This window comes from Ruegeria sp. BI12 (assembly GCF_056537985.1).
This window is the reverse complement of sequence record NZ_JBQFSL010000001.1, coordinates 1,224,142-1,248,560: the sequence shown is the minus strand read 5'-3', so window position 1 is coordinate 1,248,560 and position 24,419 is coordinate 1,224,142. Positions and strand designations below refer to the sequence as shown.

General features: G+C 57.0%; 21 protein-coding genes. 8 read left to right on the top strand and 13 right to left on the bottom strand.

Going from position 1 to position 24,419, the window contains the following annotated elements:
- Positions 1-269: 269 nt before the first annotated feature.
- The 4 genes from ACR0AK_RS06430 to zwf form a co-directional block, all read right to left on the bottom strand.
- Positions 270-1,889: a long-chain-fatty-acid--CoA ligase gene (locus ACR0AK_RS06430; protein ID WP_480792757.1), complete on the bottom strand. Its 1,620-nt coding sequence runs from the start codon at positions 1,887-1,889 to the stop codon at positions 270-272.
- Between the two features lie 186 nt (positions 1,890-2,075).
- Positions 2,076-3,686 carry a glucose-6-phosphate isomerase gene (gene pgi / locus ACR0AK_RS06425; protein ID WP_480792756.1) on the bottom strand — a complete coding sequence of 537 codons (1,611 nt, stop codon included), beginning with the start codon at positions 3,684-3,686 and terminating at the stop codon, positions 2,076-2,078.
- A 5-nt stretch (positions 3,687-3,691) separates the two neighbouring features.
- Positions 3,692-4,363, bottom strand: coding sequence for a 6-phosphogluconolactonase (gene pgl, locus ACR0AK_RS06420; RefSeq protein ID WP_480792755.1), 672 nt, complete (start codon positions 4,361-4,363; stop codon positions 3,692-3,694).
- The gene (gene zwf, locus ACR0AK_RS06415) at positions 4,360-5,814 is read right to left on the bottom strand and encodes a glucose-6-phosphate dehydrogenase (RefSeq protein ID WP_480792754.1); all 1,455 of its coding nucleotides are present in this window, start codon (positions 5,812-5,814) and stop codon (positions 4,360-4,362) included. Before zwf ends, pgl begins: the two co-directional genes overlap by 4 nt.
- A gap of 161 nt (positions 5,815-5,975) precedes the next feature.
- Here zwf and ACR0AK_RS06410 point away from each other — a divergent pair, with 161 nt between their 5' ends.
- Complete coding sequence (locus ACR0AK_RS06410; protein ID WP_480792753.1) at positions 5,976-6,929, top strand: radical SAM protein; 954 nt, start codon at positions 5,976-5,978, stop codon at positions 6,927-6,929.
- On the opposite strand, the gene ACR0AK_RS06405 is transcribed toward ACR0AK_RS06410, so the two are convergent.
- Positions 6,930-7,625 carry a lipid-binding SYLF domain-containing protein gene (locus ACR0AK_RS06405; protein ID WP_480792752.1) on the bottom strand — a complete coding sequence of 232 codons (696 nt, stop codon included), beginning with the start codon at positions 7,623-7,625 and terminating at the stop codon, positions 6,930-6,932.
- Positions 7,626-7,714: 89 nt separating this feature from the next.
- Positions 7,715-7,984 (bottom strand): usg protein, encoded by a 270-nt coding sequence (locus ACR0AK_RS06400; RefSeq protein ID WP_480792751.1) that lies wholly within the window; start codon positions 7,982-7,984, stop codon positions 7,715-7,717.
- 193 nt (positions 7,985-8,177) lie between these two features.
- On the opposite strand from ACR0AK_RS06400, the gene gyrA reads away from it, so the two are divergent.
- Complete coding sequence (gene gyrA / locus ACR0AK_RS06395; protein ID WP_480792750.1) at positions 8,178-10,907, top strand: DNA gyrase subunit A; 2,730 nt, start codon at positions 8,178-8,180, stop codon at positions 10,905-10,907.
- A 55-nt stretch (positions 10,908-10,962) separates the two neighbouring features.
- On the opposite strand, the gene ACR0AK_RS06390 is transcribed toward gyrA, so the two are convergent.
- The 4 genes from ACR0AK_RS06390 to ACR0AK_RS06375 all read right to left on the bottom strand — a co-directional run bounded on the left by ACR0AK_RS06390 (position 10,963) and on the right by ACR0AK_RS06375 (position 15,735).
- Positions 10,963-11,967, bottom strand: a complete 1,005-nt coding sequence (locus ACR0AK_RS06390) for a DsbA family protein (protein WP_480792749.1) — start codon at positions 11,965-11,967, stop codon at positions 10,963-10,965.
- A 341-nt stretch (positions 11,968-12,308) separates the two neighbouring features.
- Positions 12,309-13,778 carry a carboxypeptidase M32 gene (locus tag ACR0AK_RS06385; protein ID WP_480792748.1) on the bottom strand — a complete coding sequence of 490 codons (1,470 nt, stop codon included), beginning with the start codon at positions 13,776-13,778 and terminating at the stop codon, positions 12,309-12,311.
- Positions 13,779-13,783: 5 nt separating this feature from the next.
- Entirely contained in the window at positions 13,784-14,929 is a 1,146-nt protein-coding gene (gene ctaA, locus ACR0AK_RS06380) for a heme A synthase (RefSeq protein WP_480792747.1), read from the bottom strand.
- 62 nt (positions 14,930-14,991) lie between these two features.
- A complete protein-coding gene (locus tag ACR0AK_RS06375) occupies positions 14,992-15,735 on the bottom strand; it encodes an RNA methyltransferase (protein WP_480792746.1) in 744 nt (247 codons plus the stop codon).
- Positions 15,736-15,888: 153 nt separating this feature from the next.
- On the opposite strand from ACR0AK_RS06375, the gene ACR0AK_RS06370 reads away from it, so the two are divergent.
- The 4 genes from ACR0AK_RS06370 to ACR0AK_RS06355 all read left to right on the top strand — a co-directional run bounded on the left by ACR0AK_RS06370 (position 15,889) and on the right by ACR0AK_RS06355 (position 19,113).
- The gene (locus tag ACR0AK_RS06370; RefSeq protein WP_170557072.1) at positions 15,889-16,509 is read left to right on the top strand and encodes a thiamine phosphate synthase; all 621 of its coding nucleotides are present in this window, start codon (positions 15,889-15,891) and stop codon (positions 16,507-16,509) included.
- Between the two features lie 54 nt (positions 16,510-16,563).
- Positions 16,564-17,457: a PfkB family carbohydrate kinase gene (locus ACR0AK_RS06365; RefSeq protein ID WP_480792745.1), complete on the top strand. Its 894-nt coding sequence runs from the start codon at positions 16,564-16,566 to the stop codon at positions 17,455-17,457.
- On the top strand, positions 17,454-18,368 hold the full coding sequence (locus ACR0AK_RS06360) for a pseudouridine-5'-phosphate glycosidase (protein ID WP_170557068.1): 915 nt from the start codon (positions 17,454-17,456) through the stop codon (positions 18,366-18,368). Before ACR0AK_RS06365 ends, ACR0AK_RS06360 begins: the two co-directional genes overlap by 4 nt.
- Before the next feature lie 67 nt (positions 18,369-18,435).
- Complete coding sequence (locus ACR0AK_RS06355; protein ID WP_480792744.1) at positions 18,436-19,113, top strand: DUF502 domain-containing protein; 678 nt, start codon at positions 18,436-18,438, stop codon at positions 19,111-19,113.
- On the opposite strand, the gene ACR0AK_RS06350 is transcribed toward ACR0AK_RS06355, so the two are convergent.
- The gene (locus ACR0AK_RS06350) at positions 19,114-20,139 is read right to left on the bottom strand and encodes a patatin-like phospholipase family protein (protein WP_480792743.1); all 1,026 of its coding nucleotides are present in this window, start codon (positions 20,137-20,139) and stop codon (positions 19,114-19,116) included.
- A gap of 63 nt (positions 20,140-20,202) precedes the next feature.
- The gene (locus ACR0AK_RS06345) at positions 20,203-20,976 is read right to left on the bottom strand and encodes a 3-hydroxybutyrate dehydrogenase (RefSeq protein WP_170557062.1); all 774 of its coding nucleotides are present in this window, start codon (positions 20,974-20,976) and stop codon (positions 20,203-20,205) included.
- A 292-nt stretch (positions 20,977-21,268) separates the two neighbouring features.
- Here ACR0AK_RS06345 and ACR0AK_RS06340 point away from each other — a divergent pair, with 292 nt between their 5' ends.
- Together ACR0AK_RS06340 and ACR0AK_RS06335 are read left to right on the top strand one after the other, a co-directional pair.
- The gene (locus tag ACR0AK_RS06340) at positions 21,269-23,083 is read left to right on the top strand and encodes an extracellular solute-binding protein (protein ID WP_480792742.1); all 1,815 of its coding nucleotides are present in this window, start codon (positions 21,269-21,271) and stop codon (positions 23,081-23,083) included.
- Between the two features lie 470 nt (positions 23,084-23,553).
- Positions 23,554-23,790 carry a hypothetical protein gene (locus tag ACR0AK_RS06335; RefSeq protein ID WP_170557058.1) on the top strand — a complete coding sequence of 79 codons (237 nt, stop codon included), beginning with the start codon at positions 23,554-23,556 and terminating at the stop codon, positions 23,788-23,790.
- On the opposite strand, the gene ACR0AK_RS06330 is transcribed toward ACR0AK_RS06335, so the two are convergent.
- The gene (locus ACR0AK_RS06330) at positions 23,779-24,402 is read right to left on the bottom strand and encodes a helix-turn-helix domain-containing protein (protein WP_108858481.1); all 624 of its coding nucleotides are present in this window, start codon (positions 24,400-24,402) and stop codon (positions 23,779-23,781) included. The genes ACR0AK_RS06335 and ACR0AK_RS06330 overlap by 12 nt on opposite strands.
- Positions 24,403-24,419: the final 17 nt, after the last annotated feature.

The following is a 24,419-nucleotide window of genomic DNA, read 5'->3' as shown; positions in this document are numbered from 1 at the left end:
GAGCATCTACTTGTCCTGTCGTCGCTCCTTCTGTCAATGAAGTGGCAACGGCCTCGTTGCCACTTTGTTGCCAGTACGGGCAGCAATTGAGGGCAACGGTGTGCAACGTGGTGCAACTGTGGGTGTTTCGCCAGACACCCGACGCCTAGCGAAACCCCTTATTTTCATAGACTTAGGGGTGTCTCTCCGATCTGAGCCAACGATCTGTTAATCAATTGGTCGTAGGTTCGATCCCTACCGCCGGAGCCATTTCCAAAAATATCAGGCGCTTAGCCCGTTAAGGCATCCTCAAAGTCCGCACGTAGATTGCGCTTTAGGACCTTGCCGGTCGCGTTCAATGGAAGCGCGTCCACAAAGACAACCTTGTCGGGCACCTGCCATTTGGCGATCTTGCCGTCAAAGAAGGCCAACAACTCTTCTTCGGTGGGGTCGGAACCTTCGGCTTTAACGGCCACCAACAAGGGGCGTTCGTCCCATTTGGGATGAGGCACACCAACAACGGCTGCCGTGGCAAGCTGCGGGTGGGCGACGGCAATGTTTTCAAGCTCGACGGAGCTGATCCATTCCCCCCCGGACTTGATGATGTCCTTGGACCGGTCGCGGATTGTCATGTATCCGTCCGGGTCCAAAGTTGCGACATCTCCGGTCGCGAACCAGCCGTCCTGCAGCAGGTCTTCATCTTGCATCTGAAAATAGCTGTCCAACACCCAATGCCCACGCACAAGCAGATCGCCTTGCGTGACGCCGTCATGAGGCAGATCCTTTCCGTCATCATCAACGATCTTCAACTCGACGCCATAAGGCGGTCTGCCCTGGCTTTCGCGCAGCTTGTGTTGTTCTTCAAGCGGCAGGTCAAAATGCTTGGCCAACGGGTTATTCGTCGTACCCAACGGGCTCATCTCGCTCATACCCCACGCGTGAACCGTATCAACGCCATAAGTTTCGCGGAAGGTCTCAATCATCGAGGGCGGACACGCAGCACCACCAATCACGGTGCGGTTCAAGCTGGCCAGTTTGCTACCTGATTTTTCGGCATGCGCCAGCAAGCCCTGCCAGATTGTCGGGACGCCCATTGCAAGCGTCACGCCGTAAGCGTCAACCAATTTCACCAGTGCTTCGCCATGCAAACCGGGCCCCGGCAGCACCATGCGTGAACCAGACATTGCACAGGCATAGGGCGACCCCCAGGCGTTAACGTGGAACATCGGTACCACTGGCATTACGACATCCATGGCCGAAAAGCCGATGACATCACGCGTATTCGATCCAAAACTGTGCAGAACAGTCGAGCGGTGTGAGTAAAGCACACCCTTAGGATTGCCCGTCGTTCCGGAAGTATAGCAGAGGCTGGATGCCGTGTTTTCATCGAAGCTGGGCCAACGAAAATCGTCGTCGCCTGTTTCGATTAGTTCATCATAGAATTCCACTCCGGGGATTTGAGCAATGGCATCCTCATTTCGTGGCCCCATCAAAACGAAATGGCTGACCTCGGACAGGTGTTCGTGCAGCGCGGCGACCAAAGGAATGAAGGTCGCGTCAAAGAACAGAACCCGGTCTTTTGCGTGGTTGATGATGTAAGTCAGTTGCTCAGGAAATAGCCGGGGGTTCACCGTGTGGCACACATACCCCGCGCCGGAAGTCGCATAGTAAATCTCCAGATGTCGTCGGTTATTCCAGGCCAACGTGCCGATGCGGTCCTGGGGTTCCAGTCCCAGCTTGGACAGCGCCGAAGCCAGCTTACGCGCATTTTGTGCCACTTGCGACCAATTGGTTTCTGTGACCGACCCATCGGTTTCGACCGAGTAGATCTCGGTCTGTCCGTGATAGCGTTCGGCGTGATCAATCAGCGACGAAATCAGCAAAGGCTGCGTCATCATCTGTCCCAGCATGGACATCCTCCCATTGTCAGCACCACGCAGTTGGGCAGCGCTGTCTGCTTGCCCGAAGCCTCTTATCCGCGTGCGCAAAGCAGAGAGTTCAGGGCGTTCCCTGATAACTGACCCTGCCAATCATTTAATTGTCTGACAATAAAAGAATGCAGCCTGCCTCTACGGCAGGCTGCCAAAACCACGTTATTAGTCGCGGTGGCGCATTGTATAGGCAACCAGAGCAGCAGTTGAGCCGTCCTTGGCGGATGCGCCTTCTTCACCATCAACGATCGGGCCGAGAGATGTCGCAAGTTCCTTGCCCAACTCAACGCCCCACTGGTCGAACGAGTTGATGCCCAATAGCACGCCCTCGACAAACACACGATGTTCGTACAGCGCGATGATCTGGCCCAGAACAAACGGAGTGAGCTTTGGGTACATCAATGTTGTCGAAGGACGGTTGCCTTGAAAAACGCGGTGACGGGCTTGCCGTTCCAGCTCCGTCCCTTCCAGCCCCTTCTCCGCCATTCGTTGCCGTGCTTCACCAAGCGACCGTCCGCGCATCAGCGCCTCGGACTGTGCAAGGCAATTGGCCAGCAACAGGCGGTGATGGTGGGTTAGTTCAGGTTCGTGCCCTTGGGCCGCGACCATGAATTCACACGGGATCACGTCGGTGCCCTGATGGATCAACTGATAGAACGCATGTTGCCCGTTGGTGCCCGGCTCTCCCCAAACCACGGGACCCGAAGGCACGGTCAGAGTACTGCCGTCCATGGCAACAGACTTGCCGTTCGATTCCATCTCAAGCTGTTGAAAATAGGCGGGAAGACGCAGCAGTCTTTGATCGTATGGCAGCACGGCCCGGCTGGCATGACCCAGTACCTGACGATGCCAAATGCCGACCAAAGCCAGCATGACCGGCATGTTTTCGATCCAGTCTGCGGCGCGGAAGTGGACGTCCATCGCCTCTCCACCACGCAGGAACGCGTCAAAGGCGTTCGACCCTACGGCGATCATTACCGGCAGGCCCACCGGGCCCCAGACCGAATAGCGTCCGCCGACCCAATCGGCAAAACCGAACACGCGCTCTTTGGGAATGCCAAAGGCTTGGGTCTTGTCCAGCGCACTGGACACAGCCGCAAACTGTCTGGCCGGGTCGCCGCCGCCATCTTCCATCCACGCCCGTGCCGTTCGGGCGTTGGTCATCGTTTCGATTGTCGTGAAGGTCTTGGAGGCGACGACTACCAAAGTCCGCGTTGGATCAAGCTGGCGCAGCGTATCGGCGATATGTGCGCCGTCCACATTCGAGACATAGTGAAGTCTTGGTCCATCATGATACGGGGACAGCGCATGCGTCGCCATCACCGGACCCAAATCCGAACCACCAATGCCGATGTTGACCACATCGGTAAAGCCGCCCCCTGCCCCAGTGACCGCCCCGCCGCGCACCTCTTCCGCGAAGACACGCATCCGTTGCAGTGTGTCCAGAACATCGGGCATGACGTCCAGACCATCGACCTCAACCGGGCCACCATCCAGATTACGCAGCGCTGTGTGCAGAACGGCACGGCCTTCGGTTTCGTTGATCTTTTCACCATCGAACATCGCCGCGCGGCGCGAAGCCAGGCCAGCCTCATCACACAACGCGATCAAGGCCTTTCGGACGTCCTCTGTGATCTGGGTTTTGGAATAATCAAACAGCAGATCTCCAGTCGACGCGGAAAATCTCTGAGCCCGGTTCGGATCGCTTTCAAACAGCCCGAGGATGGCCTCGTCCTGCACTTCGGATGCTAGATTCTTGAGCGGGTCCAAATGCATCTGCGTCACTCCGCCCAATGAACCGTCATGCCGGTCAGCGCGGCAGCGATCGGGGCCTCTTCCGGAGGCAGAGACATGGCCTTGTCCAACGCATCGCGCTTGGTGGTGCCAAAGATAATCAGGTGTTTGGATAGCGCTCCATCCAACACGGGGCCAGTCAGCGTGATCCGCGCCTCGGGTTGAGTTTCGGGACGGGCGACTGCAAGCGGTGGCGCGTGACTATCCAGCGCTTCTTCAAGCCCCTCCATCCCCGGAAACAGAGAAGCTGTGTGCATATCCTCGCCCATTCCAAGAACCAGAACCGAAAGCGGCAAGACTGGTGTAATCAAGGATTCGATTTCCGGCAGGACATCGTCCGGTTCTTTACCTTCAACATACAGCGGCACATATTGCGCAGCCGAAGCACGGTTTGTCAGCAAGCGCTGCCGGATCAGCCGTTCGTTCGAACGATCGCTATCACCCGGAACACAGCGTTCGTCCGTGGGCATAACCCGCACACGGCCCCATTCTAGATCAGCCGCGCACAGGCCATCGAATACCGCCCCGGGGGTCGTGCCGCCCGGCACGGCCAACGAAACCATGTCGTGGTGCAGCAAGGCAGCCTCCAACTCTCCGGCCAAGGCGTTTGCCACGTCAATCGCCAGCATGTCGCGATCGGCATATTCCTGAATCTTCATGGGTTTATTCCTTGCCAACGGCGACCATCTCGTTTCATCAACAGCTCGGCGTCGCCCGGACCTGTGCTGCCGCTTTCGTATGGTTTTGGTACGTCACCGCGCGCGTGCCAGCCGGCAATGATCGGGTCGGTCCAGGCCCATGCGGCCTCGACCTCATCCCCACGCATGAACAGGGTCTGGTTGCCACGGATCACATCCATCACCAGCCGTTCATATGCATCCGGCGGGTCCTGGTTTTCAGGCCCCAGCGCCTCGGCAAAACTCATGTCCAAGGGTACATCGACCAGGCGCATGCCACCCGGACCTGGCTCCTTGATCGTCACTTTCAGCGTTATGCCTTCGTTCGGCTGCAGCCGGATCGAAAGGACATTCGCGTGGCGTCCTGCCTCTTCGCCGAAAATTGAATGCGGCGCGTCTTTGAACATCACATTGATCACCGAAGACCGCGCAACCAGACGTTTACCCGTGCGCAGATAGAACGGGGTGCCCGCCCAACGCCAATTGCTGATATGCGCCCTCAGCGCCACATAGCTTTCGGTGGTCGAACGTGGGTTGCCCACAATTTCGCGGTATCCTTTCCTGCCGCCGCGGCCATCGAACTGTCCACGCACGATGTGGTGCGGTTCAACTTGATCAAGGGCACGAATAACCTTGAGCTTTTCGTCCCTCACGGCATCCGGATCAAACTTTGCAGGAGGCTCCATCGCGATCAGGCACAGCAACTGCATCAGGTGATTCTGCATCATGTCGCGCATGGCACCTGCGCGCTCATAATACTCCTCCCGCCCGGCGATACCCACGGATTCGGCCACTGTGATCTGAATGTGATCAACATACTGGCTGTTCCACAGAGGTTCGAACAGCATATTACCGAACCGAACCGCCATCAGGTTCTGGACGGTTTCCTTACCCAGATAGTGGTCAATCCGGTATATCTGGCTTTCTCTGAAATGCGCAGCCAGGGTCGCGTTCAATGCCTTTGCGCTTTCCAGATCGTGACCAAAGGGCTTTTCAACAACAATCCGCGTATTTTGCGTCGCCAGATCATGTGCCTTGATCCGCTCGGCTAATGGTCCGAACAGGCGTGGGCCGACAGAAAAATAAAAGGCTCGCACCCGGTCATGGTTCAGTTTGTCGGCAAGCTGTTCCCAGCCCTCATTGGAATATCCGTCGAGGGTCACATAGTCGACGCGTTCCAGAAACGCGCGCAAAGCAGCTTCGTCATGGCATTGTGCAGCGGCATGGGCACGCAGCGATTCGGCGACCAGTGCCTGAAACCCGACACGGTCGTGGACCGTGCGCGCCGCGCCTATTATTTGCACACCTTCAGCCCATTGCCCCGAACAAAAGCGCCGGAACAGAGCGGGTAGAATCTTACGTTGCGCCAAGTCGCCGGTCCCGCCAAAAATGACGAGATCGAACGGATCAACAGGTATGACGCGAGAAACCATGGTTTTTCCTTATCTTGCCCCGCCGGGCATGTCCAATGTTAGCGCAATCGGTCAGCGTAAATCCCCCATCATCAAAACTCTGTCAGGTGGCATTTGCCTGACTTAACTAATCCGAGTCGACCGGCTACATCATTAGTAGCTTCAAAGAACCGGATACCGGAATGAAAGACAACGCGCCTCAGACCGCCAATATCGGCAAGTTTCAGAACAAATTGGTGACAGCAGATGGGCAAACCCGCGCGTCAGTAGCGCTGAAAAACCCCGAGACGTTGTGGTTCAATACCGGCACCCTTTGCAACATCGAATGCGTCAATTGCTATATTGCGAGCAGTCCATCTAATGACGCGCTGGTCTATATCACCACCGAAGAGGTGCGCGATTATTTGGACCAGATCGAAGACCGCGGCTGGCCGGTGCGCGAGATTGGGTTCACAGGCGGCGAGCCCTTTATGAACCCCGAAATGATCGACATGACTCGCGTTGCGTTGGAACGCGGGTATGAGGTTTTGATCCTGACGAATGCAATGCTGCCGATGATGCGCCGCAAGATGCGTGATGGGCTGCTGGATCTGAATCGCGACTATGGGGCCAAGCTGACCCTGCGGATTTCTGTCGACCACTTTCGCCCCGAACTGCATGACGAAGAGCGTGGCAAAGGCAGCTTTGACAAGACCCTTACGGGGATGGAGTGGCTTCGCGACAATGGATTCAATATCGCTATCGCGGGCCGCACTGTCTGGGGCGACAGCGACGCCGACAGCCGTGCCGGTTACGAAACGTTCTTCAAACAGCACAACTTCGACATCAATGCGCATAATCCGGGTCAGACCGTTCTGTTCCCCGAGATGGACGAAACCGTCGAAGTCCCTGAAATCACGACAGCTTGCTGGGGCATTCTCAATAAAACGCCTGAGGCAGTGATGTGCTCGAATGCGCGCATGGTAGTTAAACGCAAGGGCGCGGATCGCCCTGCTGTTCTGGCCTGTACACTGTTGCCCTATGAACCGGAATTTGAAATGGGCACGACACTGGCCGAAGCCGAGGCTGACGTTCACCTCAACCACCCGCATTGCGCAAAGTTCTGTGTTTTGGGCGGCGCCAGCTGCTCGGGCTGATCAGTTCAGTTCGGGTGACTTCCAGTACTTCGTGCCTGATGCCCCAGCCGAGACGCGCCAACCCTTTTTGCTAAGCACGAAAAACGACCGCCCATCTGTGAACCTGAGCGTTTCATCCGTGCGCTCTTCACCATACATGGCACCGGATTCCGCTGTGGCGTCGTATCCGTTGGCAATGAAACTTTCCAAATCTGACTGCGTTTCAAACAGGATCACAAATTTGGTCTCGAACCCGCCGATACCGATGGCAGCGCCCACGCCGCCGGTTCCCATGTTCATGTAGACGTGCTGACCGGTTTCCTTGTCCACGGCAACACCGCGACCGTATCCGGCGGAAACAGGGAAAACTGACACTTTGCGGGAATCGAAAACTGCGTAGCCCGCACTGACATCATAAAGCGCCTGAGCTTCGGGATTTTCCGCAAGCAACTGCGCCAATACGTCCGAGGCCATGATATCCAGCTTGGCACGGGTCTCTTCCGGCGTCGCCTCGTTGGATAACAGATCAGAGGTGGACGTGATGGTTTCATCAACCGCGTTCGCCCCTTTTTGGATTGTCTGCCCAACTGTTTCCGCCCCGCGCCCGACGGCATCCGCCGTGTTTTCAGCACCTTTCTTGATTTTATCAAGAACACCCTCGGCCGAAACGGGCCCGCCAAGGCAAATAGCTGCTACAAACAATAAAACTCTGGGCATTCTGTGTTCCCGCTTGTGACCAATCTTGGTCGCAACGATACCGAATGCGTCGGAAATGTATATGGGTTTGGGTCCGATGCCCCAGGGCGTCAATTCACCCGAAATTCGCCCACTACGTTGCGCCATTCCCCAGGCGCGACCATCTTGCGATGCGTGAACCGCACCGAATGCAGCGGTCCTTCGATCTCGCGCTGCCAGAATTCAATAAAATCGAATAGCTTGGGATGATCTGGCGCAAGATCGTAATCCTGCCAGATGAATGTATTGAGCACGTGAATATAATCGGGCATGCGGTAAAAAAATTCGGCCGTCGTCAGCCCATACCCCTTGAGCATCAGTTCTGTTTCGCTTTGCTTCATGCGGACCTCCAAAATTGTTACAAGGTCTCTTCAGCATAACACGAAAACCACCTAACCCTTGGTTAACAATATGTTACCCCGATGTTACGCGTGTTTTTTGCACAGATTGCGCTGCTTGCTTGCACCTTATGTGCCGGGTCTGATAAGGTACATCCACAAGATATAGACCCAGCACAATAAACGGGCAGTTTACGTGAGCGATACGCCAGAAATTCCTGAAAACATGGATGAAACCCCGCCCGAGCGCCCTGTTTATGACGGCCCGACGGTGTCAATCGAATCCGAGATGCGCACGTCCTATCTGGACTATGCCATGTCGGTCATCGTGTCCCGTGCGATCCCTGATCTGCGCGACGGCTTGAAACCGGTTCACCGGCGCATCCTTTATGCGATGCACGAGACGGGAAATACCCACGACAAGGCGTACCGCAAGTCGGCCCGCCCGGTCGGCGATGTGATGGGTAAATACCACCCGCATGGTGACAGCGCGATCTATGATGCGCTGGTGCGGATGGCACAGGATTTCTCGATGTCGCTGCCTTTGTTGGATGGTCAGGGCAACTTTGGTTCGATGGACGGGGATAACCCGGCGGCCATGCGATATACCGAAGTACGTATGGACAAACCCGCCGCGTCCCTGCTGGCCGACATCGAAAAAGAAACTGTCGATTTTCAGGACAACTACGACGGCAAAGACCGCGAACCAACGGTTCTACCCGCCCGTTTCCCGAACATGCTGGTCAATGGTGCTGGTGGTATCGCCGTCGGTATGGCAACGAACATCCCCCCGCACAACCTTGGCGAAGTTGTTGATGCGACGCTTGCACTCATCGACGATCCGGATCTGACGTCAGAGCAGCTAATCGAATACGTCCCCGGCCCTGACTTTCCGACAGGAGGCGTGATGCTGGGCCGGTCTGGCGCGCGCAAGGCGTATCTGGAAGGCCGTGGCAGCGTCATCATCCGCGCCAAAACCCGGGTCGAAGAGATCCGCAGGGACCGTTACGCCATTGTTGTGGACGAAATTCCCTATCAGGTGAACAAGGCCTCGATGATTGAAAAGATCGCTGAAGCCGTGCGCGAGAAGCGCATCGAAGGCGTTGCCCACGTTCAGGACGAATCCGACCGTAACGGTGTACGCGTCGTAGTCGAACTGAAGCGCGATGCGACCCCCGAGGTGGTGCTGAACCAGCTCTATCGTTTCTCGCCAATGCAGACCTCCTTTGGCTGCAACATGCTGGCCCTGAACGGTGGCCGCCCCGAACAGTTGACTCTGCGCCGGTTCCTGACCTCTTTCATCGACTTCCGCGAAGACGTCGTTGCCCGCCGCACTGCTTATGATTTGCGCAAAGCCCGCGAACGCAGCCACATTCTGTGTGGTCTGGCCGTGGCTGTATCGAATGTGGACGAAGTGGTCGCTACGATCCGTTCATCGGCAGACGCCGCACAAGCGCGTGAAAAACTGATGACGCGTCGTTGGCCCGCAGCAGAGATTGAAGGTTATCTGCGCCTGATCGACGACCCTCTGTCCAAGATGAACGACGACGGCACGTATAACCTGACCGAAATTCAAGCCCGCGCCATCCTCGACCTGCGCCTGCAGAGGCTAACCCAGATCGGTGTCAAAGAGGTCACGGACGAGCTGGAAGAATTGGCAGGTAAGATCAAGGAATACCTGGATATTCTGTCCTCACGTGAGCGCATCATGTCGATCATCGGCGATGAGTTGCGCGATGTGCGCGAGCAGTTCGCAGTGCCCCGCCGCACCGAAATCGTCGACTGGTCTGGCGACATGGAAGACGAGGACCTGATCGAACGTGAAGACATGGTCGTGACCGTGACTTCAGGCGGTTACATCAAGCGTACTCCGCTGGCTGATTTCCGCGCTCAGAAACGCGGCGGCAAGGGCCTGTCAGGGATGCAAACCAAAGAAGAGGATGTTGTTACCAACCTCTTCGTGGCCAATACCCATACGCAGCTGCTGTTCTTCACCACCGAAGGCATGGTCTACAAGCTCAAGACCTGGCGTCTGCCGCAGTCCAGCCGGACTGGCAAAGGCAAAGCGATCGTCAACATCCTGCCGATCCCAACCGGAGTATCGATCGCGGCGATCATGCCCGTGGACGTACCCGATGAAGAGTGGGAAAACCTGCAGATCGTCTTTGCCACCAGTGCCGGGGATGTGCGGCGTAACCGCTTGTCGGACTTCACCAATGTCCGCCGCAACGGCAAAATCGCGATGAAGCTGCCTGAGGATGTTGAGCTGGTGAATGCCCGCATTTGCTCGGAAGACGAGGATGTGATGCTGGTCACGAATTCGGGCCGCGCAATCCGGTTCCGCACCACTGATGTCCGCGTCTTTAACTCACGCGAATCCACCGGTGTGCGCGGTATAAGGTTGTCTAACGGCGACCGTGTTGTGTCGATGTCGGTGATCCGTCATTTCGAGGCCACCTCGGACGAGCGCGCCGCCTATCTGAAAATGCGCCGTCTGATGGCCGGCGTCACGGATGATACCGGCAGCGACGAAGACGAAGGCAATGCTGATAGCGTGCTTCCACAAGAGCGTTATGCCGAGATGTCGGCGGCCGAGAACTTGATCCTGACGATCACAGCTGGCGGCGCGGGTAAGTTGAGTTCCAGCCATGACTACCCTGTGCGCGGACGCGGCGGTATGGGCGTGGCCGCGATGGACAAGGCAATGCGAGGCGGTGAACTTGTGGCGTCCTTCCCAGTCGATATCGAAGATCAGATCATGCTGGCGACGTCCAAGGGCCAGTCGATCCGTGTCCCGGTCGAAGGGATCTCCTTCCGATCGCGATCGGCAGGCGGTGTGAAGGTCTTCAACACCGGCAAAGGTGAAGTGGTCGTAAGTGTTGCCTGGATCGCTGATCAAGCTGACGACGAAGAAGAAGAAGCGTAAATCGCTGATATATAAACTCTTTGAACGCCACACCATTTTGGTGTGGCGTTTTCTTTTAGATCAACAAATCTTCAACGGCCCAAAGACGATCCTGTCCCCAGACACTTTGCCCAGCGACACAGAAGCTTGGAACACCCCACAACCCGATCTCTTGCAGACGGTGCTGATTGATCTTTACCCGATCTCGCCAACGATCAGAACGCAGGTGCTGCTTCGCACTCTGCCAATCCAAACCGGTGTTTTCGACAATTGTCTGTAGCCCCCTGTCAGTTGCAGCATTCACCCCCTCAGACCAAACAGCGCGTAAAAAGCCTGAACAGAACTCAGGTAACCTGTTTTGTGCCTCGGCATGCTCCAATAAGGCATAGCCACGTTCGACCCCTTTTCCCAATGGATCGCAGATACGTCCAAATGGGATTCCCAATCGCCGCGCCTCGCGCGCGCAATCATGCAGAATGTAGGAAGACTTGGACCGAGGAACAGGCAAGCCGCGCATCAACATCGGGAGTACCGGGCGCAAAACCAGCCGCGCATCATAGTGGCGTGCCAATTCAACAGATCGGTCAAACGCCAGATATGAATAGGGGCTGCGAAATGAAAAGAAGAATTCGATCTTCTGATCTGGAGATTTCTCTTGCTCTATCTGAACCGAAGGCATTGAAACCAACGGTGGCGAACTGGCACCCAATCCCGCAAGCTGCAGCCGGTTTTCAAGATAGTGAAGACGATCAATCCCCCAATACCATTCACCTTCGTAATAAAAAGTTCCGCCCATATAATGACCAAGCCCTGAGAGCTTTTGATCGCCATCCTTCATCAGCGCAGCGGGATTGCGATGATCCGAAGATGGCAAGCCCCCGTTGGACCACAGCCTCGTGCTGATACCTTGGACATTCTCAACAAAATCCCCAATCCTCAGATCGGCTGCCATTAAATTCTCTGAGGCAGCAATCGCACCCTTGGTCAGAACAGTACACTCCGGCGCGTTGAGGCCAAGCTTTCGAGCCAGCCGTGCCGCATCTTTGATTGAGTTTTGCTGATGTGCTGTTGGATCTGGCACAGCTTCTGCCGGAGGACCTGAAATAAGATGCGGGCAAAGCTCGACATCATACTTGTCTCGAAACCGACGCAAGACCTGTGCGGTGAGGTGACAATAAGGGTCAGAAGCATCATGAAAATAATGGACAACACGCGGGCGGTTCAGGGCTTGGTGTTTTAAGTCCCGCGCGCGCCTGCGCGCCGTCAACAGCGTGTTGCTAGTTAGAATGAAAGCCAAATGTGGTTTGACATGCGTTGCAAAGAACAAGGTGGTTCCTTTGGTAAAACCGTTCGAACCACCCTACCTGCATTCAGGTCAAAACCAATGTGCAACACGTTAACTTGACGAAACGTTTCCTGACCTCAGAGGTCGAATAGCGCGCCAAACTTTTGTTCCAAGTAGCCAAGTAACGGATCTGGCCCTGGCTCGATCCCACTTGCGCGCTGGATTGTCTCGCGCGGCGTATAGAGCCCACCATGTTGCTGCACGTTTTCGCGCAACCACGTGGTCGCGCCAGAGGTGTCCCCGTTGGCCAACTGTGTATCCAGATCTGGCACCGCCGTCCGCAGTGCCTGATATAGGCATCCGGCATAGACATTACCCAGCGAATAGGTCGGGAAATAGCCGAACAAACCCACCGACCAGTGCACATCCTGGAGACACCCGTTTGACGGTTTGTCGACGGCATAACCGAAATCTGCCTTGAAACGGTCATTCCAGGCAGTTTCAAGATCGCCGACCTGCAGGTCCCCGGCCATCAGGGCACGTTCAAGATCAAAACGCAGCATGATGTGAAGGTTGTATTGAACCTCATCCGCCTCGGTGCGGATATAGCCGTTGTGGACACCGTTGACCGTCGCATAGAACGCGTCTTCATCCGCGATTCCGAAATCGCCGAACGCGTCTTTCATCTGACCAAACAACCAACCGGTGAAGGATCGTGAGCGGCCCAATTGGTTTTCGTAAATGCGGCTTTGGCTTTCATGCACACCCATCGACACGCCGCGCCCGAGAGGCGACAATGCATAGGCCGGATCGATCCCTTGTTCGTAGGCGGCATGGCCGACTTCGTGAATCGTAGAATAGAAACAGTTGAAAGGATCGGTTTCAGTGGTCCGGGTGGTGATCCTGACATCCTGCCCACTGCCCGAACTGAACGGGTGAACGGCCTTGTCGATGCGACCTGTGTTCAGATCATAGCCAAAGGTAACTGCCAGCTTTTGTGAAAGTCCCATCTGGACCAGTTCGTCGAAACGTCCGGTCAATTCAGCTGATGCTGGTTTGTCCAGAACAGCGGCACGCAATGACACCAAACGCGGGCGCATATGGTCAAAGATCTCGGCGATCTGCGATCCGGTCGTGTAAGGCTCATAGTCCTCGACCATCGCGTCATAAATATCGCCACCCTGCGCCAGCGCGGCACCCTCTTCGCGTTTCAGTGCGACAACCTCACTGAGTGCTGGCAGGAAAGCAGCGACATCTTCGTCTGCGCGAGCTTGAGCCCAGGTTCCCTGCGCTGCAGAGGTCACGCGCGCGATGGCCGTTGCCAGATCGGCGGGCACCTTGACCGTCCGCTCATATGACCGACGAATTTCGCGAAGCTGGGCCTGTCCGACCTCGTCCTGCGGGTCAGCGGCGTCCAACCATTCAGCAACACGCGGGTCGGATCGACGCGCGTGCAAGACAGCCTCAATCGCGGCCATCTCCTCGGCCCGTTGCGGCGCGGCTCCGCGAGGCATCACTGTTTCCTGATCCCAGCCCAAGCGTCCGGCAATTTCGCCCAAAGCCGAAGTTTCGCGCTGGAAGGCCATCAAATCGTCATAAGCACTCATTTAAATCAGGCTCCGCGCAGAGAGGTTGCTATTGGGTAAGCGGTCAGGAACCGCGCCCGTAGGATCAGGGTCCATACGACGACGGCCATGAACTGGTGGAAGATGGCGATCTGCCATGGGGCCGCGTAGACCACCGTAGCGATACCAATCACAACCTGCAGCGAAAGTGCTGCGAAGGCTGCATTGAAGGCAAAGCGAGTTTGCGGATGAGCGCTGGTGCTGCCACGCCGCCAGACGACGATGCCGAAGATGAACAGCAGATAGCCAGCGCAACGGTGGATGAATTGAACCAGGCCAGGGCTTTCGAAAAAGTTACGCCACATCGGTTCGAGCATCGTCATATCAGGCGGCAGCACCTGCCCGCCGATCAGCGGCCAGTCGGTGTAAGACCGTCCGGCGTCGATCCCGGCGACAAGCGCGCCAATGAGTATTTGCAAAAAGGCGAAATGCATCAGACCAGTGGACAACGAGAACAGACGCGCCTCTTTCGCGCGACGGGCCTGCATCAGGTCACGCTCCTCGCGGCCCAGTTCAAAGATGTACCAGGCAAGGAAGCCGAGAATTACAAAAGCCAACCCCAGGTGGATGGCAAGGCGATAGCTGGCGACAGCGATCATCCCTTCGCCCTGCGTTACGCCTGAGGCGACCATCCACCAGCCAACAGCACCTTGAACACCGCCCAAAAAGCCCGGAATCAGCAGTTTGCCTGTCCACCCGGTCGGAATTTTCCGCGCGATAAGAAAGCCAAAGAAGCCAAGCGCCCAGACCAGTCCAATCACGCGGCCCAACTGACGGTGGCCCCATTCCCACCAGTAGATGAATTTGAAGTCATTCAGCTCCATCCATTGGTTCTGGATGCGCCATTGATCAATCTGCTTGTATTTGTCGAACTCGGCCTGCCAGTCCGCTTCGCTCATGGGCGGTATGGCCCCGGTGATCGGGCGCCATTCGGTGATCGACAACCCGCTATCGGTCAGGCGCGTCAGCCCACCCACCGCGATCATGACCACCACCAGCGCAAACAGGATCATCAGCCAGATGCGAATGGCCTTGCGCGCACCGCCGCGGCCACGATCCAGCATACCCGGTTGAACGGCTTGTTGTTTTTTAGTGTCTGAGACGTCTTCGAAGATGCTGCGCTTACCGCTCATGCTGTCCTCTTGTGCCTTGGATTTCGTCGCAAGCTAGGGTGAAGCGGAACATAGGTCCAGCCTCAGCCTTTGCCTTTCCAGCGGACCATCTGCCGCATGACCCCGTGCAACATTTGCACGTCGGCCCGTGTCATGCGCATCCGTGACCAAAGGTTCCGCAGATTTACCTTCATGCCTTCCGCTTTTTCCGGGGGGTAAAAGAACCCGGCCTCTTCCAGCCGGTCTTCATAGTGTTCGACCAGTTTCTCGACCTCAATCCCGGTGGCCCAGTCGCCCTTGCCCAGATCTGTAGCCTCATGCACCACATCCCCAGTTTGACGCATCCACTCGTAAGCGGTCAGCAGCACACATTGTCCAAGGTTCAGCGAGGCGTATTCCGGGTTCACCGGAACCGAGATGATGGCATTGGCCTTGGCGATATCCTCATTCTCAAGACCGGCGCGTTCGGGGCCGAACAGGACTGCTACTTTTTCACCCGCCGCGACTTTTTCCGCCGCGATCTGCATTGCACGTTCAGGGCTGTAGACCGGCTTGGTCAGCCCACGTTGCCGCGCTGTTGTGGCAAAGACATAAGTGCTGTCGGCCAGCGATCCGGCCAGATCGTCGAATAGTTGCGCCTCATCCAGCAGACGCCCTGCCCCGCTGGACATCGCGACCGCCTTGGGGTTCGGCCATCCGTCCCGCGGCGCAACGATCCGCATCCGGTCCAGCCCGAAATTCCACATCGCCCGCGCGGCGGCACCGATGTTTTCACCCATCTGCGGGCGTACAAGCACGAATGAGGGTTGGGATTTATCGCTGGGCATGGCTGTCTCCGAAAGTTCCGCATGCTCTAATCCGCGCGCAAAGGCAGGGCAAGCCGTCCGCGCCGTCATTTGGGTCTGAAATCGGCATAAAAGTTTGCTTCCCCGCCGCAATCCGCTAAACCGCGCAAAAGACTGAAAGCGAAGGACGCGCCAATGGACACCCCCGAGCAGCCACAGATTTACCTGATCACACCTCCGACCATCGAACTAAGCACCTTCACCAACCGTTTGGCCAGCGTGCTGGACGGGGCCGAGATCGCCTGTATCAGACTGGCGCTGGCTGGTGGCGATGAGGACACGATCGCTCGCGCTGCTGATGCATGCCGCGAGGTTGCCCATGCCCGCGACGTGGCGCTGGTAATTTCGAACCACGTCCTGCTGGCACAGCGGTTGGGGCTGGACGGAGTGCATCTGGACGACGCGGCCCGGTCTGTCCGGGCGGCACGTAAGGAATTAGGGGCCGACGCCATTGTTGGCAGTTTTTGCGGGGCGTCCAGCCATGATGGGATGACCGCGGGTGAGGCTGGTGCGGACTACGTGGCATTCGGCCCGGTCGGCACGTCAACACTGGGTGACGGCACCACTGCCGAGAAAGACCTGTTTCAGTGGTGGTCACAGATGATCGAAGTGCCCGTCGTGGCTGAAGGTGGATTGACGCCAGAGCTGATCGGCGATCTGGCGCCACACACCGATTTCTTTGGTATCGGCGAAGAAATCTGGTCGCAGGATGATCCACTGGCGGCGCTGAAGGGTTTGACCGACGCGATGCGCTGAAACCTGTGAGCGTTAACCCTTGCGCCTGCGCCGGGGCTGCGGCATGACGTCGACATGACTCAGAACAGCGACATTCTCTGCATCGGCTCGGTCCTTTGGGACGTGATTGGCCGGTCCGCAAGCGCCATGCGGCAGGGCTCGGACGTGCCGGGGCGGATCACCCGCCTGCCCGGCGGCGTGGCCATGAACATCGCCATGACCCTTGTGCGTTTTGGCATGACCCCCACTCTGCTGACTGCCATCGGGCGCGATCCTGAGGGTGATGAATTGGCAAACGCCTGTGCGCGGTTGGGAATGGTTACGGATCACATCTACCGCTCGCAGGATTTGCCGACTGACCGCTATATGGCCGTCGAAGGGGCTAACGGTCTGATCGCCGCCATCGCCGACGCGCATTCGCTTGAGGCCGCGGGCGCCAAGATATTGCGTCCGCTGATGCACGGTCCGCTGGGGTATGAGAACGACCCGTTCGAAGGCCCCATTGCTTTGGATGGCAACCTGACACTGAACTTGCTTGAGGAAATCGCACAAAGCCCTGCTTTTGCGCGTGCAGATTTGCGGGTGGCTCCAGCCTCACCCGGCAAGGCCGAACGCTTGCTGCCATTCTTGAAGCACGCCCGCGCCACGCTGTATGTGAACCTGGAAGAGGCCGGCATCCTGTGTCAGCGCGAGTTCACGGATTCCGAGAGCGCAGCCAAGGGCCTGCTGGATCGCGGCGCGCTGCGGGTGCTTGTCACGGACGGTGGAAGCTCGGCCACCGTAGGTAGTGCGGATGAAATCCTCACCCAAACACCACCATCCGTTCTGGTCACGCGCGTGACCGGCGCGGGCGACACATTCATGGCGGCCCATATCGCCTCAGAATCCGGCGGAGCATCCAGTGCCGAGGCCTTAACTCGCGCCCTGAACGCCGCCGCAACATACGTATCCGGAGAGACCCCACTGTGATCGACATTCAATATTCCGCCGAGGTCCGCGCCGCCAAGGACGCAGGCCAACCCATCGTCGCGCTGGAAAGCACAATCATCACCCACGGGATGCCCTACCCTCAGAACATCGAGGTTGCCGCACAGGTCGAACAGGACATCCGCGACGCCGGCGCGGTTCCGGCCACAATGGCGGTGATCAAAGGCAAATTGCACGTTGGCCTTGAGGCTGATGAACTGAAGTCACTGGGTCAGGCGCAGGGCGTCGCCAAACTGTCCCGCGCAGATATGGCGGCCTGCATGGCAACTGGCGGCACCGGAGCGACCACGGTAGCGGCAACTATGATCGCCGCGCACTATGCGGGCATCGATGTATTTGCAACCGGTGGCATCGGCGGTGTCCATCAGGGGGCCGAAACGACCTTTGACATCTCTGCCGATCTCCACGAACTGGCCCAATCCCCGGTGACTGTTGTAGCCGCAGGCGCAAAAGCCATTCTTGATCTGGCAAAAACGCTTGAGGTCCTTGAAACACTAGGCGTACCAGTCATCGCCTATGGGCAGGATGAATTCCCGGCCTTTTGGTCCGCCAAATCCCCGTATGCCGCGCCTCTACGCATGGACAGCGCCGAGGATATCGCCACGGCCCACGCCACGCGCCGCGCGCTTGGCCTGCCCGGCGGCCAATTGGTTGCCAATCCGATCCCGGCCGCAGATCAGATACCGGCCGAAGAACTGGCGCCCATTATTGCGTCAGCTCAGGCCGACGCCGACGCGCACCGGATAAGCGGCAAGGGCGTCACGCCGTACCTGCTACAGCGGATTTACGAGCAAACCGAAGGACGTTCGCTAACAGCCAATATTGCCCTGGTTCGCAACAACGCGCGCCTGGCGGCTGGTATCGCACGAGCCCTTTCCGCCTGGACCGATTGACGTAAGCCTATTGTACCACCGCACCCGACTGCTTAACTAACTCGGCAGAAAACCGCTCAGGACCGCAATGAAAACGCCATTTGACGAAGAACCACATCGCCGCCCGGGTTTGTTTTCGCGACTTCGCGCGTCCTTCCTGACGGGTATTGTCGTGATTGCGCCGGTGTGGCTGACCATCTGGCTGATCTGGTCCGTGGTCGGATGGATCGACAGTGCGGTGCTGCCCATTATTCCTCAGCGGTTCCAACCGCAGGAATATGTGGGCATCAACCTGCGCGGTGTCGGCGTTGTCATATTCCTGATCTTCACCGTCATCGTCGGCTGGATAGCCAAAGGCATTCTGGGCCGATCTCTGATCCATTTCGCCGAAAGCCTTGTCAGCCGGATGCCTGTCGTCCGCTCGGTCTATTCAGGGATCAAGCAGATCTCGGAGACTGTGTTCGCTCAAACCGAACGGTCGTTCGAAAAAGCCTGCCTGATCCAATACCCACGCCGAGGCATCTGGGCGATTGGTTTTGTTTCCACCGCAGCAAAAGGCGAAGTCAGTCAACGGGCGGAAACGGGGGGTGAATTGCTGGGCGTTTTCGTCCCGACCACGCCAAACCCAACCTCGGGTTTCCTGTTGTTCTTCCCTGCCGAAGACGTGATCCTGTTGGATATGACCATCGAAGACGCAGCAAAGTTGGTGATTTCTGCGGGCCTTGTATATCCCAACGGCAAAGACCCGACGCAACCGCCCGAGTGATCAGCCAAACATCTCTGGCAGGTTGACCGTGCTGCGTGCGCCGAGGTCATCCTTGTTTTCCGACAAGAACTTATCCGCGGCGGCGCGCCCGGCAGCTTTCAGCTTGTGCAAGATAACAGGGTTTGGAACCGTCTTTGTCGCCACAGATAGTTCATTCATCAACTCATCATCCGCGATCATATGCACGAGAACCCGGTTCATCTCCCCTGCCTTCAGCTTACCTTCGGTCAACAGGCGCTGAACAAAGCTGATCGCCCGCAGCTCGCGAAACAGGGATGAGTTGAAGCTGATTTCGTTGATGCGGTTCTGGATCTGCTGTGGTGTCTTCGGTATCTCTTCCCGCTCTAGCGGATTGATGTTCACGATCACCACGTCGTCGGGAAGGTCGTTGTTGAACAAGGGATACAGCGCAGGATTGCCGGTATAGCCCCCGTCCCAGTAAGCTTCGGTCCGACCAGATTTAGGGTCGAAAATCTCGACCGCCTGAAACAGGTTCGGCAAACAGGCCGACGCAAGGATGGCATCCGTCGAAATCTCATCCCCGGTAAACACCCGGATCTTGCCGCTTCGCACACAGGTCGCGCAGACAAACAACTGAGGGCCCTGATCTGTGCAGATCTCGTCAAAGTTGAAACGATCCACGACCGGTTCCAGAGGATTGCGATAAAACGGACCGTAGGCATAAGGTGATACCAACCGAGACCACGCATCGCCCACCGAAAAAGGCAGTGAATACTCCATCGTCTGGGCAATCTGCGCGGGCTCCAGCGCCTGCATCCAGTTGGCAAGGCGCATATCACCTACCGCACCCATCCGCGCCCACAACCCGTCCAGACAGGCGCGCGCGCCATCGCGCCCGTTGTGGACCATTCCTGACTTGAAGGCAGCGCCGTTCAGCGCACCGGCCGAGGTCCCGGTGATAGCGGCAACCTCGATGTCCTCTTCGTCTAGAAGCCTGTCGAGAACACCCCAAGTAAAGGCACCATGCGCGCCGCCACCCTGCAAAGCCAGATTGATCCGTTTCAACTTGCTACCCCTTCACCTTTTCCCCAATGCCAAGGGGTACGAGGACACTGCCCCTGTGAAACCTCACAACGCCGTCCAGCCACCATCGACCGAGATCGTCGTGCCCGTGATCTGCGCAGCTGCATCTGAGCAGAGGAAAATCGCGGTACCGCCCAGTTGTTCAACCGTAGCGAATTCCTTCGAAGGTTGCCGCTCAAGCATGACATTCTTGATCACGTCTTCACGGCTCATGTCGTATTCTTTCATTGTGTCCGGGATTTGGGCCTCGACCAATGGCGTCAGAACGTAACCCGGGCAGATCGCATTGCAGGTGATCGGTTCCTGCGCCGTTTCCAGCGCCACGGTCTTAGTCATGCCAACCACCCCATGCTTGGCCGCGACATAAGCCGCCTTGAACGGAGACGCCGTCAGACCATGGGCCGACGCGATATTCACAATACGCCCCCACCCAGCATTGCGCATCATTGGCAACGCAGCGGCCATCGTGTGAAAGGTCGAGTTCATGTTGATCGCAATGATCGCGTCCCATTTTTCAACCGGAAACTGATCAACAGGCGCGACGTGCTGAATACCCGCGTTGTTCACCAGAATGTCGCATGCCCCCGCTTGCTCGACCAGCGCGCGGCATTCCTCACCTTTGGACATGTCCGCCTTGATGTAGCGTGCACTGGTACCGGTCTGCTGCGAGATCTCGGCAGCCAGGGCGTGATCTTCGTCGCGGTCTGTAAAGGAATTCAGCACTACGTTGGCCCCGGCCTTCGCCAACTCGCGCGCGACGCCCAACCCGATCCCCGAATTCGATCCCGTAATGATGGCTGTTTTTCCCGAAAGGCTCATGGCCGAACTCCCACAAAATCCACTTTGGCGACACACTGCCATGCTGCACGTGCAAAGAAAACGGGGAAACATCCGGGCTGCGCATCCAAGGTGTAATGCGCACAAAAAAACGCCCGCACGAAGCGGGCGTTAAGTTATTGAGGCAGGTTTCATACAGGCAAGAAACCTATCGAGCAGTGCATCCTTTATAAGCAATTCCGCGCCTTCGTCCAAGCTAAAAGTTTGAAAATAAGAAAAATCATCGCTACGGTGAATCCCAACAAAATAAGGCCAGAGCAGGATTGTTTCCAAAATGAGCCCCGATTTTCTCCGCCCCGTTCGTCCATTGATTGCGGGAATCACCGTGCTTTTGAGCACTTCAATTGCTCATGCAGAATCGGCCCATGGCATAGCTATGTATGGTGACCCGGCCCTACCACCGGATTTTGTGTCCCTGCCCTATGCAAATCCTGACGCACCCAAAGGTGGCAAAGTCGTTTTCGGAAATACGGGCGGCTATAACAGTTTGAACCCGTTCGTGCAAAAAGGCAGCTCGCCCTGGCAGTTACGATTTTGGACCCATGAGAGCTTGATGGGCCGTTCCTGGGACGAACCTTTCACTCTTTACGGGCTATTAGCCGAATCGGTTGAGACCGCACCGGACCGGTCTTGGGTCGAATTCACCCTGCGCGAGAATGCCGAATTCTCGGATGGTACGCCGGTGACTGTCGATGATGTCATCTGGTCGTATGAGACTTTGGGCACCGAAGGTCACCTGCGTTATCGCGGACTATGGGGCAAGATCGACAGCATTGAACAGATTGGCCCCCGCTCGGTGCGTATCACCTTTAACGAAGCTGACCGCGAGCTTGCCCTGATCGCCGGCCTGCGCCCGATCCTGCAGAAGGCTCAGTGGGAGGGCAAAGATTTCGCCAATGCCGGGCTGCATGACATTCCGGTCGGCACAGGCCCCTATGTTGTCGACGGCTATGAGGCCGGACGATACGTGACCCTGAAACGGAACCCGGACTATTGGGGCGCCGATATCCCCTTTCGACGTGGCACGATGAACCTGGCTGAAATGCGGATCGAGTTTTACGGCGACGGCACTGTTCTGTTTGAGGCGTTTAAAGCCGGAGAACTGACCGCGGTGCGTGAATTCAATGCCGACAAATGGGCAAACCAGTACAATTTCCCGGCCGTCCAGCGTGGGGATGTCGTCAAGACCGAGATCCCCCACGGCAAGCCTTCGGGCATGACCGGATTTGTAATGAACACACGCAAGGCGCCATTTGACGACTGGCGTGTTCGCGAAGCGCTGACACTGGCGTTCAATTTCGAATTCATCAACGACACGATTACCGGCAATGCACAGCCGCGTATCACGTCCTACTTCTCGGGCTCGGATCTAGCAATGCAGCCCGGACCAGCAGAAGGTCGCGTGGAAGAACTTCTATTGGCGTTCAAAGACGACCTGCCCCCCGGAACGCTTGAGGGCTATACCCTGCCGGAAAGCGATGGATCGGCTCGCAACCGATCCAACATCCGCGCGGCCACCAAGCTGCTGGCCGAAGCAGGCTGGACCATTCAAGACGGTGAGCTGCGCAACGCGAACGGCGATGCTTTTACCCTGACTGTACTCCTGCAACAGGGCGACACCGAAAGCGAAACGGCAATAGAGATCTATTCTCGCGCGCTGGAACGCCTTGGCATTAAGGTGAATACCGAACAGGTCGACAGTGCCCAGTTCACAAGCCGTACTTCCGAGCTGGATTTCGATATGACCTATTTCCGTCGTGCGTTATCCCTGTCGCCCGGCAACGAACAGCGCCTGTACTGGGGCAGCGAAAATGCTGACACTCCAGGGACACGGAACCTTATGGGTGTGTCCTCGCCCGCCGTGGACGGTATGATTGACGCCATGCTGGCCTCGGAAAGTCATGAGGATTTCGTCGCTGCAACGCGCGCGCTTGATCGTGTTCTGACCGCTGGGCGTTACGTCATTCCGATATGGAATTTCGATGTAGGCCGGATCGCACACGCCAAGGAACTCAAGCAGCCGGAAAGCTTGCCGATCTATGGCGACGGACCAGAGTACATGCCGCAGGTTTGGTGGTACGAAGAGTAGCTGGCCGTGCGATTTGCCCACAAAGCGTCGGCGGAAATCGGCACACTGCCAACAATCACCTCATATTGCGTGTCGAATTTTCATGTTGGCAACATGTTGTAGCCGACCCTACGTCAAGTGTTCACATAAAAAACTCACACAAAAAGCTTTACTGAACGGGCTTTAGCGATATAGCTTGTACATATATTGCAGTATACTGCGCGAACTGATTATTGCTTTGAATTTCAAAACGTAACTCTTCGTCAGGTACGCTGCACAACAAATCTACGGACCGGCCTCCACTCACTCAAAAATCAGGTCCGTCTGCCCGTTGCGGAATGGCTGCAACGGGCACTTTCATCCCCCTCAAAAAAGTAACCATCACCCGATCTCAGGTGCGACATTTTGTCATGCCCGAACGCACCAACTGCGTTCGTAGGCTGAGTTGCAGGGCGAGCGGTTTTGAAACCATTAAAACGGAAAGCTGTCTAATGTTGAAATGGACCGATCTGACGCAAGACCTGGACGCTATGTATACGCGCGCCAAACGGAGATTTCCGAACCTGCGGGATCAGGACATGGTGCGGTTAAGCCAAGACCGCAAACGTTTCGAGGCGTACCTGGCCGAACGCCATCAACTGACTATGAACGAAGCCCACGAAGAGCTTGAGGATTTTTTGTTCACAGAAGGGTTGAATCGCGAATTCAGCCGGTCGTTAAGTAAGTGATGTCACCCACAGGATCATTGCATCTTCGTCGCTGACCGAGATTACATTGTGACCCATACTCCCGTCGTAGTAGGCGCTGTCGCCGCGGCGCATTTCGACTGGTTCATAAAACTCGGTGTAAAGGCGCACCACCCCCGTCAGCACATACAAAAACTCTTCGCCATCGTGACGAACCCAGCCGTCGAACTCATCCATTGACCGCGCGCGTACGCGGGCCCGATAAGGCAGCATTTGCTTTTTTGTCAGGGTTTCGGCCAGAAGTTCATGCTCGTAAGTGGTTGTGGGATGCGCAGACCCTTCGCCCATGCGCGTCACGGCCATCCGGCCAATCACCTGATCCCGCTGCGGCGGCGTAAACAGCTGCGGCACCGAGATCTCCAGACCAGTCGCCAGCTTTTTCAGCGCGTCATAGGTGGGCGACATCTGACCGTTCTCAATTTTACTGAGCGTTGACCGCGCCAGACCAGCCTGGGTTGCCGCTTGTTCCAACGTCCACTTTCGTGCTTTGCGCAATTCGCGCACGCGCGCGCCGAGGTCCAGTGGTTCAACTTCCGTATGTTCGCCCGAGTCCCGGGCAATGCGGATCAGAGATGTCTGGTCTTGGGTGCTCATGCGTCATTCTATAGGCC